This is a genomic window from Verrucomicrobiota bacterium (genome assembly GCA_016871675.1).
Classification (GTDB): domain Bacteria; phylum Verrucomicrobiota; class Verrucomicrobiia; order Limisphaerales; family VHCN01; genus VHCN01.
In genome coordinates this window covers 1-13,718 of record VHCN01000017.1, presented here as the reverse complement: position 1 = coordinate 13,718, position 13,718 = coordinate 1, and the positions used below count along the sequence as shown (strand labels likewise).

Sequence of the window (13,718 nt, the reverse complement as noted above, 5' to 3'; positions counted from 1 at the left end):
GACGGTTTGAGCCCGCGACGGCCGCGAAGATCGGTGCGCGTTACGCGGTGGCGGCGACTGCGACGGTTTCGGGCGCGGGAGCCGGTGCGGGCGCGACCTCGGCCGCGGGCGCTTCCGGTTGCGCGGGTTTGCGGCCGTATTTCGCCTCATACTCGGCCTTGGCCTGCGTGACGGCCTGCGCGACGGTGGAAAAGATCATGCGCACGGAACGGAGTGCGTCGTCGTTGCCGGCGATCGGGTAATCGACGAGGTCGGGGTCGCAGTTGGTGTCGACGATGGCGACAATGGGGATGCGGAGCCGGCGGGCTTCGGCAACGGCGTTGTGCTCGCGCTTGATGTCGACGGCGAACATGGCGTCGGGGAGGCCGTCCATGTCGCGGATGCCCTCGAAGTTCTTGAGGATGCGCGCGGCTTCGCGGCGGTTGGCGGATTGCTCCTGTTTTCCGTATTGGCCGATGGTGCCGTCGGCTTCCATGCGCTCAAGTTCGGTCAGGCGCTTGATGGATTTGCGGACGGTCTTGAAATTGGTCAGCGTGCCCCCGAGCCAGCGGCCGGTGACGAACGGCTGGCCGGTTGCGCGCGCGGTTTCCTTGACGGCTTCCTGGGCTTGTTTCTTGGTGCCGACGAACAGGATTTCTCCCCCCTTGCCGACGACGCTGCCGAGGAACGTGCAGGCGTCATCCAGCTGCTTCACGGTCTGGCTCAGGTCGATGATGTGGATGCCGTTGCGGGCGTCGAAGATGAAGCGCTTCATCTTCGGGTTCCAACGGCGGGTCTGGTGTCCGAAATGGACGCCGGCTTCGAGCAGTTCCTTGATGCCAACGCTGATCATGTTGTTCTTTGGTTGCGAGCCTGCGTCGGTCGCGCCGCGCAGGCCATCCCGCGAACTCGGGATTGATGTTGGATGTTGTTGTGGCCGCCCGCCGCCACACGGTGGCGGGACTGTTGAGGCCGTTTCCAGCGCGCCGTGGGGCCGATCCGCCCGGCGCGAAGGGCGGGAAACTAACAGGGCAGGGGGGCCGCGCAATGCAAATCTTCCCGGTTTTCCGGCGTGAACGGGCGGCCGTGCCGCCCGCCCGCATCCATGAAAGACCCGAGCGGGCAATCGCTCTTTCCCGTTCCCATCCGTCGGTCGCGCGTGTTAGTCTGCACCAGAGCTAGCAATGAGCCCTTCGCACATGACGGTCTCGACGAACCTCCCGGCCCGCGCGTGGCTCAAGTCGGCGGTCGCCGTCTGCGTCGTCGGCTCGTGCGGCTGCGCGGGATTCCGGCCGACCATGACGGACCTCGTCGCATGGAAACTCCGGTCGGATCAACTCGCGGGCAAAGGCCAGTTCCGCGAGGTTGGCGCGGCTCACGGCCAGGCGTGGAATGAAGTCCACGGTTTTGGTTCCAATTCCCCGGGCGGCTGGAGTCCGGTGCATCGCCATGGATCCGATCATCGCTAGCCAGCTCGACGCCTTTGCGCGGCGATGGCGCGGGCTCGTGCTGCTGCGCGGCTTGTGCGGCGGGCTCATCACCTTCCTGGCCGCGCTGACGGTCGCGGCGCTCGTGGACTGGCTCTTCGTGCTGCCCGAGCCTGCGCGGCTCGCCATCAGCGGCGCGGTCTATCTTTCCACGGCACTCGTCGTCTGGTTTTTCTGCGTGCGGCTTTTGCTGCGCGTGCCGGACTCGCGCCAGGTCGCGCGCCTCGTCGAGAAGGCCGCGCCCGACTTGCGCGAGGACTTGCTCTCCGCAGTCGAACTCGGCCAGTCCGCGCCGAGTCACGATTCGCCCGAGTTTCGCCAGCTCGTGCAAGCGGGGGTTTCCGATCGCTTGCGAGACCTGCAAATGGACTCGCTGCTCCCGCCGCAGCTCATCGCGGTGTGGCTCCGCGGCGCGGCGATTGCCGTGGCCATTGTCACCGGACTGTTCTTCGTGCCCGGACTGCGCTACGAGCGGCTCGTCGCCCGCGCGCTCGCGCCGGCTGCGAATCTCGAGCGCGTCTCGCTCACGCAATTGCGGCTTGTCGAGCCCGCGGACATCCACGCCTTCCACGCGCAGGGCGACAGCCTGCCGATCGTCGTCGAAGTCACCGGGCCGGAACCGGACAAGGTGGTGCTCGAATCATTCCCGAAGGACGCGCCACGCGAGCAGGTCGCGATGCCGCTGCTGCAAGGCCGGCAATACGGCACCACACTCCCGCTCGGCGGCGGCGCCGTGGAGTTTCGCATCCGCGCGCGCGACGCGATGACGGGGAAGTTCCAGCTCCGCATACGCCCGCGGCCGCACGTCGCGCGCTTCGACAAGGTCTTCCATTCACCCGATTACACGAAGCTCCCGCCGCGCGCCGTCAGCGAGGAGAATGGTGACCTCACGGCGCTCGAGGGTTCTCGCGTCGATCTCACGCTGCACCTCAACCAACCCGTCCGCGAGGCGTCCATCTCCATCGAGGCGAAGAGCGTGACAAACCGCATCCAGCTTCCCGTGTCCTCCGCGCCCACGCTCACGGCGCAAGTTCCCGTCATCGTCGCCGCGACTTACCGGGTGCAACTCGTCGCCGCGGAGACGGGCTTCGAGAACAAGTTCAGCCCCGTCTACGAAATCCGCCCGCTCGCCGACCTCGTGCCCCGCGTTGTCATCGAATCACCGCGCCAGGACTTCATCGCGCGCTCCGAGGAGGTCGTGACCTTGCTGGGCGCGGCATCCGACGACGTCGGCCTCGCGAAAGTATTCCAGCTCGTCCAAATCAACGACGGCCCATGGGCCGAGACACTCGTCGCGGAAAACGCCGGAACAAACGCGCCCGTCTCGCGCCGGTGGGACTTGCTCCAGCTCGGGGTCTCTCCGGGCGACCGCGTCCACACCAAGCTCGCCGCCGTCGACTTGAAGGGCAGCCGCGCCGAGTCCGCGACGCTGCACGTCGTCATCGGTTCCGCGGGCTTCGACACGACGCGACTTGCCGCGCTCGACTCGAAGCGCGCACTGCACGACTCGCTCTCCGGCGTCGTGGTCGGCGCGTCCGAGTTGCGGCGGTCCATTGCGTTCGACGCGGCGCAGAAGATTCGCGGCGGCGACCCGCTGCAGCGCCAGCAAGTGCTCGCCGCCGCGTCGAAGGCCGCCGCCGAACTCGAGCGCCACCTCGACCGCGCCGCCGCGCTCACGCGCGAAGCCTTGAAATCCGCCCCGCCCGGCCGCGAGGCTGCCGACTTGACCACCCTCGCGCGCGCCCTCAGCGAACTCCGTCACGGCGCCCTCGGCTCCGCGCGCAGCGACCTCGACCGGCTTTCGCAGAACAAGGGAAACGCCGCCGCCGACAACACCGCGCTCAACGAGGCCACCCGCTCCACCTCGCAGCTTGCGGACAACGCGGCGCTCATCGAGGGCTCGCACCGCGACCTGCTCGCCGGCGCGGAGGCCGATGCGCTCATCGAACACCTTGGTTACCTCGCCCGCGAGCAGGACAAGATCAACACACGCGCCGCCGCCGAGGTGCAATCCGACCCGCAGGCCTACACACGGCTCGCGCGACGCCAAGCGGGCGCGGTCAAGGAAGCCGCCGCCGCCGAGGATCAGTTCGGGCCGCTCCGCAAGCACGCGCCGCGCGGCATCGCCGAACGCGCCGGGCGCGCGCAGGACTTGCTCAAACTCTCGCGCGTCCAGATGGAGAAGGCCGTCGGGACGAACCAACCCGCGTCCGAGTTGCTCCCCGCCGCGCGCAACCTGCAGCGCGGCGTCGAGCTGGCCGCGACGGAATTGCGCCCGCTCGCGAAGGAACTCGCCGCCCGCGGCGACAAGGCCCGCGAGGATCTCGCCCGCATCGCCGGTGCATCCGCGAACAAGCTCGAGGCCGCGCGCAAGGAGGCCGACGTCGCCGCCGACACCGCGAAGAAAGCCGGCGCGTTGCGGGAACGCGGCGCCGAGTCGCCGTTCCTCGATGCGCAGGCGAAACGCCAGTTCGCCCGCGCCGACGAGCAGATGCAGGCCGCCATCCAGCAGTTGAAGGACCGCGCCACGGCCGAGGAACTTCGCCGTGACACCGACGCACAATTCACAGCCGACCTCACGAAAGCCGCGCAGGCACTCGACTCGATGCGCGCCGCGGCGAGCGCCGACATGGCCAGGCAGGCCGAGGCGCTTCGCGAGATGGAGCGCTCCGTGCGCACCCTCGAAGGGGGCCGCCAGATCAGCGAACTCAACAATGCCCTCGGCCAGCTTGCGCGGGCCGAGCGTTGGGAGAAGGACTCCCCCGACGCCGCGTCCGGCCGCACACGCGATTGGGAATGGGCATCGAAGCGCCTTCAGTCCGTCCCCAAGGAAGTCCGCGCCGCGGGCCTGCCCGAGAAGGCGACGAAAGCCGCGCTGGACGCTTCGCGCCATCCGCTCGCCTCCGAACTCGACCGCGAAATGCTCGACCGCCAGATGGCGGCCAAACGCCCCGCCGACGCCAGCGCAAAACTCGACAAGCTCGCCGACGCGGTCCAGCAGGCGCGCAACGAAGCCGAGCCCGCGCTCGCCGAGGCGCGCTCGCGCATCGACCAATCCGCGCCCCGCCTCAGCGAGATGATGTCCGGCCTCGCCCGCGCCGCGCAGGAAATGGAAAAGGCCACGCGCGCCGTCCAGCAACCATCGGGCAATGACGCCGCGCGCGACGACGCTCGCCGGCTCGCCGCGGGGCAGGACGCGCTGAACAAGCAAGTGGACGAATTGCAGCAGGCCGTCCGCCGCGACGCCAACGTGCAGGACCTCGCGACGCCCGCGGGACGCGAGCGCTCGCGCGACGCCGACGACGCGATCGCGATGTTGCGCGAACCGCCGCCCAAGGCGCAGGAAGCGCTCGCCGCCGCGTCCGCGCTCAAGGATGCCGCCGCCCAAAAGGCCGCGCTCACCGAGGCCGCGGCACAGCAGCAGAAACTCGGCGAGAGCCTTCACCAGATGGCGCAGCACTACGCCGCGATGGAAGCCGGCCGTGACCCCGCCGCCACCCGCGCCGCGCTGCGCCGCGCCGAGGAGGAACTCGGCGTGAAGGATTCGCTCGACCGCAACTACGACACCGTGCAGAAGCTCAACGAGCTGATGCAGAAGTCCGACCGTGAACGGCTGACCGAACTCGAAGACCAATTGCGCCGCAACAACGCCATGCGGCAGGAACTCGGCCAAGTCGGGCGCGAGACGCTCGAGGACGCCCGCGCCGCGCTCGCGTCCGCCGCGCAACGGCAGGCGGACATCCCCCGGCGGCTCGCCGAGGCCGCCCGCGGTGAGGCCGAACGCGGCAACGCCCCGGCTCAAATCGCGCAACTCGTCGCGCGCGCCCGGCGGCTTGTCACCAATGATCTTCCGCCGCTCAACCGCGAGCTCTCGGACGTGAAAGTGTTCATCACGAGCGAAATCAACCGCGCCCAGGCCGGGCTCAACACCGCCATCAGCCGCGTGCCCGCGGACCTCTCGCGTCCGCCCGAGCAGCTCGCGCGCAGCGTCGGCGAGATGATCCCGAACCTCCAGGTCGCCGCCACCGAGATGCAGACCGCCGCGAACCGCGTCCGCGCGATGCAGCAGATCGCGAGGACGCCCGAAATGACCCAGGGCATCCAGTCCGCGCAACCGAAGGTCGCCCACGTGGCCGGCGAAACCGCGCAACTCGTCGCGCTCGCGCAACAACTCGCCGCGGCGCTCACGAACCGCGTGTCGCCCGATCAAGCCATGGCTCGCGCCGCGACCGAACAAATGAACCTCGCGAACGAAGTCGCCCAGGCCGGTGCCGACATCCAGCGCGCGGGCCGGCACGAGTCGCGCCTCGGCACACCGCAAGGCGAGGCGCTTCAGCAGATCGGCCGCGAGACCGCGCAGACGGCGCAAGAGCCGATGCGCGCGGCGCTCGACGCGCTGGGCCCCGCGAGCAGTCTGGTCGCGGCGCGACAGGCGATGGAAACCGCCCAGCGCCAGCTTGAGCAACAGAACGCCGCGCTGGCCCGCGCGCTCAACGAACCTCCGCCGCTTCAATCCGCGCAGGCGGGGCCGCCAACACAGCCGCCCGGGGCGCAGGTCGCGCGGACGAATCGCGTGGAGCTTCCCGACCTCGTGCGCGAATTGACGGAGCGGCTCGGCGCGCTCGCGACGAACGCGTTCCCCGCCGTGGTCCGCGCAGCGAAGGAGGGGCGGGCCGGCGCGGACACGGAACTTGAGCGCGTGCACACTCCGCTCAAGGCCGCCGCGGCGCTCGCGCCGACGAATTTCTTCCAACCGACCCTCCCGCTCGCGCGCGAAGTCAACGCCATCTTCCCGCCGCTCCGACAGGCGACGAACGAGTTTGTGGCCGCGACGAACAAGCTCGCGCAAGCCGCGGCCGCGGCCGCGGCCGCGGCGACGCCTCAGGAACTCGTTGCGCTGCGCACGGCCACGACCGAGGGCGGCGCGGCCTCGGCGGAGGCCACAGACCTTTACTTTCTCGCGCAGCGCGTCGTGGTGGCGTTGCTGAATCCGAACGACCCGGCTGTCGTGCAGCGGGCGGTGGACGCCTCGAACACGGGCCGCGAGCAGGCGCAGCGCGCGGCGTCGGGCCAGCAGAATCCCGGCGGAATGGCCAACAATCCGGGCCAACCGCCGCAGGGTTCGCAGGCGCAGGGTTTGCAACCACAGGGCCCTCAACCGGAAAGCGGACAGCAGCAAGGCGGACAACCGTCTGCGCAGCATTCGCAGTCGCAGCAGCCGCAACCTCCGGCCGGCCAGCAATCGGCGCAGCAGCGCCCTTCGCAACCGGGCGCGCAGCAACCTGGCGCGCAGCAATCCGCGAGCGCGCAGCCGAACTCACAGCAAGGGCATCCCCCGACGGGAGCCCAGCAGCCATCGCAACCCGGCTCGCAGGGACAGCAATCCCGCCTCGGAACCGGGACGCAGTCATCGCAGCGCGGATCGCAAAGCGGCGCGCAGCCGGATCCACAACAGGGCGCGCAACAGGGCGCGCAACCATCGGGCCAGCAGGCGTCGGCGCAGCAGGGTTCGCAGCAAGGTGGCCAGCAAAGCGGCCAGAACAGTGCGCAACAGCCGGCGCCATCGGGCGCTCAACCGGCAGCTTCACAGCAAGGCTCACAACAAGGTTCGGGCGCCGGCCGCGGACAAGGCGCCGGCGCAGGGCAGGGAGCGGGGCAGGGGAACGGCCAGTCTGGCTCGGGCGGTTCCCAAGGCGCGCAGTCCGGTCGCGGCGGCGGCGCGCAGGGCGGCCAGTCGCAAGGCAGTCAGCAGGGGCAGGGTGGTTCGCAAGGCCAGTCGCAATCCGGCGGGGCAGGCCAGGGCGGCGCGAGTTTTTCACCCACCCAATCGCGCTGGATGGCGCGCGGTCTCGACCAGCTCGACGCGCAGATGAACCCGCCCGCGGGCATGATGCAGGCGCCGGGTCCCGGGCCGGAGGGGCGGGGTTCGAAGGCCGGCACGAAAGGAAGTCCGGAGCGAAATTCGCCGGGTCCTCCCGGTGGCTCCGACGGGACCGGCGGCGCGGCGTCCAAGTCGAACAAGTCCTCGACGGAGGCGTTGCAGGAGGCGATGAAGTCGCAGAAATCCGAGATGATGTCCGCGCGTGCGAAGGGCAGCGTGCCCGGCGAAAGCGGCCCGGACAGCGACGACGAGGCGCCGGGCAGCGGCACGGGCAACTTCTCGCCCGCCCGCGGCGGCGGAGCGAAGGGGATGCTGCCGGGCGAAGTCGCGCGCGACGGTGGCGATTGGGGCCGGCTGCCGCCGAAGGTCGCGCAGGGACTTGCCGAGGGCCAGCGCGAGGGAGTGGCGGGCGAGTTCCGGCAGCAGGTCGAGCTCTACTTCAAAGTCGTGGCCGAGAAGGCGAGGGAGAGGAAGTAGTGAGCGGGCAATCGTCAAGGCGGCGGGCTTTGGATTTGCGCGGGCGTGGGGCGGGGTCCGACGGGAGAGTTCGGCGTTCAGGGTTCAGGGTTCAGGGTTGCGTTCGATTCGTGGGCTTCAAGTCGCTGCTCGCGGGAGTGTGTTCGGTTGCATTCGCATGGACTGCGGGCGCGCAACTCACGGGCAAGACGGTTCAGCCGCGCGCGCCCGACAAGGTCGACACCGCCTGCCAGCGGGCGGTGGAATTCCTGATGGCGTCGCAGGACGGCAGCGGCGCGATCAACGACGCCGACAAGCGCCACGCCTACAACAATCCGATGACGGCGTTGTCCGTGATGGCGCTCGCGGCGATCGGCAACCAGCCGTCGGACACGACGCGCGAGGGCGAGTGCATGCGGCGTGCGTTGCAATTCCTCGTGCGCCCCGCGACGGACCGCAGTTCGGATGCCGCCGGATTTCCCGGCTACCTCGGCGGCGATGACTCGTCGCGCATGTATGGCCACGGCATCACGGCGCTCGCGCTGACGGAGATGCTCGGGATGGGGATCGACAAGGCGCAGGACCGGTTGATCCGCGAGAAGACGCAGCGCGCGATCGACCTGACGCTCCGCTCGCAGCGCGTGCGCAAGTTCGACCACCGCTTCACCGGCGGCTGGCGTTACACGCCGGAGTCGGGCGACGCCGACCTCTCGGTCTCGGTGTGGCATCTCATGGCGCTCCGGTCGGCGAAGAACGCGGGCATCCTCGTGCCGAAGGAGTCGATCGATCTTGCGGTGGGTTACTTGCGGCGCAGCTACGAATCGCGGCGCGATGCCGCGGGACGCCCGACGGACATGAAGAGCGGCTTCGCCTACACGCCGGGGCAGGGGCCGACCTTCGCGATGGTGGCGGCGGGATTGCTTGCGATGCAGATCTGCGGGCAATACGACGCGCCCGAGGTGATCGGCGCGGCGAACTGGCTGCGAGAGCACCCGCTCACCTACTCCGACCGCTGGTTTTTCTACGGCATTTACTACTACGCGCAGGGCATGCACAAGCGCGGCGGCGACTTCGCCGACCTCGCGCGGCGCAAGACCGAGTCTCTGTTGCTGCCCAAGCAGGAGGCCAACGGCGCGTGGATCGCCGAGGACGGCCAGGAGCGCGGCTGCGGCCGCGTTTATTGCACGGCGCTCGCGGTGCTGAGCCTCTCTGTCAAATACCATTTCCTTCCCATCTACCAGGACTGACCCGCGATGAGCCCGGAACAAAAATCCGCCGGGAGTGTCGGCGCGCCGTGCCCGTCCAACGACCCGACTTTCAATTCCATGAGCGCAAGCCATCGTCCCCATTTTCCAAACCCCGTGTTCCCGGCCGCGTGCGCGGTCCTGCTCATCGCCGGCGTCGCGTGCCGCAAGGACGCTCCCGCGCCTTCCCCTGGCGCGGCCGGCGCGCCGGCGCAGGCGCGATCCACGCCCGCGCGCACGAACCCGGCTCCGCCTTCAACCAACACACCCGGCACTTCCGTGAAACCACACGAGCAACCCGCCACCGCGCCCTCCGTCACGCCGGTCGTCCCCGCCGCGCCTCCAGCCCCGGCCATCGTCAAGGTGCCCGTCGACGGCCCGGACATCTTCCTGCGCGACCAGCGGCCGCCGGTCGACTACGCGCAACAGTTCCGCGAGCACCGCGACGCGGCGAAGCAGGGCTCGGCGCGCGCCCAAGCGAAGCTGGGGCAGATGTATTGGAACGCGCACGGCACGGAGCGCAACCCGGTCGCCGCGATTGAGTGGCTGCGCAAAGCCGCCGAGCAGGGCGACCCGGAGGGGCAATTCTACCTCGGATACGCCTACGAACAGGGCTTCGGCGTAGCGCGCGACGATGCCGAAGCCGTCCGCTGGAAACGCAAGGCCCTTGAACAGGGCTTCCAACCCACGCTCCCGAGCAGCGGCAGCGAAGGGGTGAAGGGTCGCCCGTAGCGCGGGGGAGGACGCGCGGAAACGGGTGTAGCGTTGGCGCTGTGCGCCAACGTGTCGGCTCACAGAGCCGACTCTACAACTCGGATTGAGCCACTACCCACCCATCCCGCGTCACCGCGACTTCGGCGTCATCCTTCATCGCCGCCGAATTCCGTTCCAACTCCCGTCCACTCAGGACATTTCTGTAGTCAGCCGGGGGTGAATAAACTTGATTGAATTCCTTGCAGGCGACTAGGCTCTCGGCCACTCAGTTGAAACGTCTGACGCTCAATAGCCGCCCCTGCGAATTGCCGTTCCTCGCAGGGGCCGGTCGTGTTTTCAAACCCCGTCATGGGCGTTTCATCCCTTCGCTTATGAGACCTCCAATCGAGTCTCCGCCACGACGCCCCGGCGCATCGCGCGCCGCGGTCCTTCTCTTCCTGCTCACGCTGTTCGCCATGCTCGCAAGCGCGCCCGGTGCGCGAGCGCAAAACGTCATCATCAGCCGTCCGCTGTCGCAGCCGAGTCACATTCAGGAGCCTGCCGGCACAACGACCATCACGTTTCAAGTGAGCACACCGGGACGCCAGCCGATGCAATCGTGGGTTGTTTCGTGGACCACGTTGGACGGCACTCGTGCCGATCCACCGATCAACCCGCAGATCAACTCAGGCATCGCTCCGGCCGTGATTGACCTTCGCGTCGGTTCCGATTACGCGGTCGCAGGTGTGGACTACACCGCGACTTCGGGCACGCTGACATTCGACGACAACAATCCCGGCCCGCTCACCTTCACAGTGACCGTGCTGAGCGACAACGTCGCCGAATTCAACAAGGACATCTTCGTGGGCGTGACCCAATACGTGGTTGATGGTGCCCAGCCGCCTATTCGCAATAACGGCGCGAGCGCAAACTTCCAAGGAACCGGTCATCCGCTCACCGGAGGCGCCTACGTCATGACAGGCGTCTGCAGCGTGACCGTCGTTGATGATGATCAACCCGCAGGCGCGCTGGACCGCGCGTGGAACCTCGACAACAACCCCAACACCATTCCGCCGAACAACGTCCTTCCCGGCGCGAACAACAACGTCAATGGCGTCGCGCTGCAATCCACGGGCAACCTGATTCTCGTCGGCGATTTCACCGCCTACAACACGCTTCCTGCAAACCGGATTGCGCGCGCAACCAACGACGGCCAGTTCGACGCATCGTTTGTCATAGGGCAGGGCGCCGACAACTTCATCAGCGCGCTCGCCATCCACACGAACGCGGGCGCCCTCCTCGACAAGATTGTCGTTGTCGGCGGTTTCACTTCTTTCAATGGTCTGAGTCGCAACCGGATTGCGCGGCTCAATGCGGACGGCTCGCTGGACGGCACTTTTGATCCCGGCGCAGGATTCAACGGACCCGTTCGCGCGGTGGCGTTGCAACCCGACGGCCGCGTGGTGGTGGGCGGCGAGTTCACATCGTTCAACGGCGTGAACATGACGAACCTCGCCCGGCTGAACACGAATGGTTCGCTCGACCTCACGTTCACGCCGGGCGCGGGCGCGAACGGCGCGGTTCGAGCGGTGAAGATCGACAATGCCGGGCGCGTGGTGATCGGCGGCGACTTCACGACTTACGGGGCCGTCCCCCGCAACCGCATTGCGCGCGCGCAGACCAACGGCCTGCTCGACACGCTGTTCGACCCCGGCACCGGATGCGACGCCCCCGTGCGCGCGCTGTTCGTGGATGCGTCGGACCGGATCCTCATGGCCGGAGATTTTCTTACCTTCAACCAGTTCAGCCGAACCCGCATCGCACGCCTGAGTTCGTCCGGGGCGCTTGATCTTGGGTTCGACCCCGGCAGCGGCGCGAACAACACGGTCAACGCGATCACGTTCGACGCCGCGGCCAACCGGTTCTACATCGTCGGTGCCTTCACATCCTTCGACGGGACCGCGCGGAAGAACATCCTGCGTGTTTTCACCAACGGCGTCGTGGACACGACGTTCATGGACACGCTGCTCAACTGGAATTCCGGGCCGACCAACGCGAGCAGCTTCCTGACCTCCGTGGCTGTGCAGGAAAGCGGCGACGTGATCGTCGGCGGCAGTTTCACGGGTTTCGGCGCGCCTTTCTCCCGGCTGGTCACTGGAACCACGCCCGCCCACCCCGTGATCCCGATCCTCGCGTTCATCCCGGGCAACGCAAATGACAACGATCCGAACCTGTTTGGAAATATGCGATGGACGCACGCCAAGCCCCGCCACAACGTCGCGCGGTTGCTCGGCGGGACCACCATCGGACCCGGAAACATCCAGTTCGAACAACCGACCTATTCGGTGAGCGAAGGCGGCGGTTCGGCGACCATCCGCATCTTCCGCACGAACACCGTCAGCGCCACGCAAGGCCTCGCGCCTGCGCTGGTCAAATTCTCGACCAGCGGAGGCTCGGCCACCGTCGGTTCGGATTACACGGGCGTCACGAATGCGATTGGCTTTGCGCAATTGACCGTTCGCGAATTGCGCCTCGCCGCCACCGACATCACCACCGTTGCCGTTCCCATCACCCAGGACCTGCTCGTCGAGCCCAACGAGACGATCAACCTGACGCTGACCACGTTTGGCCTCGGCCCGAGCATCAACAACATCAACAACGTCAACATCCTCAATTCCGTCGTGGACCCGTCGGGGCGAATCCTCACGGTCGGCGAATACTCCACGTTCAACAACACCGGGGGCAACATCCGCCTGGCGCGCCTCACCAGCGGCGGGTTGCTCGACACCGGCAACTTCACCACAGGCTCCGGCGCCAACGCCACCGTCCGCGGCGTCGCGTCGTATCCGAACTGGACCGGTGCCAACGGCTCCGTCCGCGCCGTGGCGATTTATCCCGCTGCCGCGAATATCGGGGTCAACAACACCGTCACCGCCTCGGCCTTTTATTCGAGTGGCCCGCAACAGGGGAAGTACGTCATCGTCGGATCCTTCACCACGGTCAACGGCGTGGCGTGGAACCACGTGGCGCGCCTCAACAGCGACGGCACGCTCGACACGTCCTTCTCGCCGGGAACCGGCGCAGCGGGTGGGACGGTGAATGCCGTGGACGTGGACGAGGTGAGCGGCGACGTCATCATCGGCGGCTCCTTCACCAGCTTCAACGGCAGCTTGACCAGCATCCGGCTCGCCCGGCTTGCTGCGGCGGATGGCACTCCGCGCCCGGCATTTGGCACGGCGCTCAACGGCGGCCCGAACAACACCGTGCAAGTGGTCAAGGTGGACAATCAAAGTGGCTCTCTAACTCCAAACATCTATGTCGGCGGCGATTTCTCCACAGGCTTTGGCTATCCGGTTACGGTCACTGCCCGCGCGCTGGCTGGCCAGACCACGGCGACGCTGACGGCGGCCGGACACAATCTGGCGCTTAACGATGTGGTGACGATCGCCAACGTGGACCCGGCCGTCCCGACTCAGATGTTCAATGGCGGGCCATTCGTCGTGACTGGGGTTGCGGGAAACAACTTCAGCTACACTATTCCAGCGGTTGACATTGCCATCGCGACCCATGCGTGGGACTTGGCGAATACCAGAGCGACCATCACGACGGCCAACCCGCACAATCTGGTCTCCCTCAGCACGGTCAACATCACGGACACGACCGACCCGGCGTTCAACGTCGTAGGTGCGACCATCGCGGTCGTCAACGCCACGACGTTCACTTACGTCAAGGCCGTGGGCGGACCGGCGGCCGACGTCGCTCAAACTGCGGCTGTCGGCACGGTCAGGGTCGTTTCCATCCAGACCACCGGAGTCGTCGGTGTCGGCGCGAACGTCACGCTGCACATCAACCGCCTGGCCAAGGTGAGCAGCGCGGGCGTGTTCGACCACACGTTCAACAACACCCTCGGCAACGGCTTCGACGCCACCGTCCGCGCCATCGCGCTCATGGGCAACCCGACCACAGACCTCTTCGTCG

At 67.8% G+C, this 13,718-nt stretch carries 6 protein-coding genes; 5 read left to right on the top strand and 1 reads right to left on the bottom strand.

Features of this window, described 5'->3' with window-relative positions; translation table 11 throughout:
- Positions 1–40: 40 nt before the first annotated feature.
- The gene (gene rpsB, locus FJ386_05785; protein MBM3876214.1) at positions 41–832 is read right to left on the bottom strand and encodes a 30S ribosomal protein S2; all 792 of its coding nucleotides are present in this window, start codon (positions 830–832) and stop codon (positions 41–43) included.
- A 331-nt stretch (positions 833–1,163) separates the two neighbouring features.
- Between rpsB and FJ386_05780 the strand changes: the two genes are divergently transcribed.
- The 5 genes from FJ386_05780 to FJ386_05760 all read left to right on the top strand — a co-directional run.
- A complete protein-coding gene (locus FJ386_05780; GenBank protein MBM3876213.1) occupies positions 1,164–1,448 on the top strand; it encodes a hypothetical protein in 285 nt (94 codons plus the stop codon).
- Positions 1,429–7,824 (top strand): hypothetical protein, encoded by a 6,396-nt coding sequence (locus tag FJ386_05775; GenBank protein MBM3876212.1) that lies wholly within the window; start codon positions 1,429–1,431, stop codon positions 7,822–7,824. The genes FJ386_05780 and FJ386_05775 overlap by 20 nt, the downstream gene beginning before the upstream one ends.
- A 110-nt stretch (positions 7,825–7,934) precedes the next feature.
- On the top strand, positions 7,935–9,050 hold the full coding sequence (locus FJ386_05770) for a terpene cyclase/mutase family protein (protein ID MBM3876211.1): 1,116 nt from the start codon (positions 7,935–7,937) through the stop codon (positions 9,048–9,050).
- 6 nt (positions 9,051–9,056) lie between these two features.
- Complete coding sequence (locus tag FJ386_05765) at positions 9,057–9,779, top strand: sel1 repeat family protein (protein ID MBM3876210.1); 723 nt, start codon at positions 9,057–9,059, stop codon at positions 9,777–9,779.
- 353 nt (positions 9,780–10,132) lie between these two features.
- A partial coding sequence (locus tag FJ386_05760; protein ID MBM3876209.1) for a hypothetical protein occupies positions 10,133–13,718 on the top strand: 3,586 nt, incomplete at its 3' end.

What these genes read in the sequence shown, in the direction of transcription:
- rpsB (MBM3876214.1), bottom strand. Translation starts at nt 832, where the DNA reads ATGATCAGCGTTGGCATCAAGGAACTGCTCGAAGCCGGCGTCCATTTC.
- FJ386_05780 (MBM3876213.1), top strand. Translation starts at nt 1,164, where the DNA reads ATGAGCCCTTCGCACATGACGGTCTCGACGAACCTCCCGGCCCGCGCG.
- FJ386_05775 (MBM3876212.1), top strand. Translation starts at nt 1,429, where the DNA reads ATGGATCCGATCATCGCTAGCCAGCTCGACGCCTTTGCGCGGCGATGG.
- FJ386_05765 (MBM3876210.1), top strand. Translation starts at nt 9,057, where the DNA reads ATGAGCCCGGAACAAAAATCCGCCGGGAGTGTCGGCGCGCCGTGCCCG.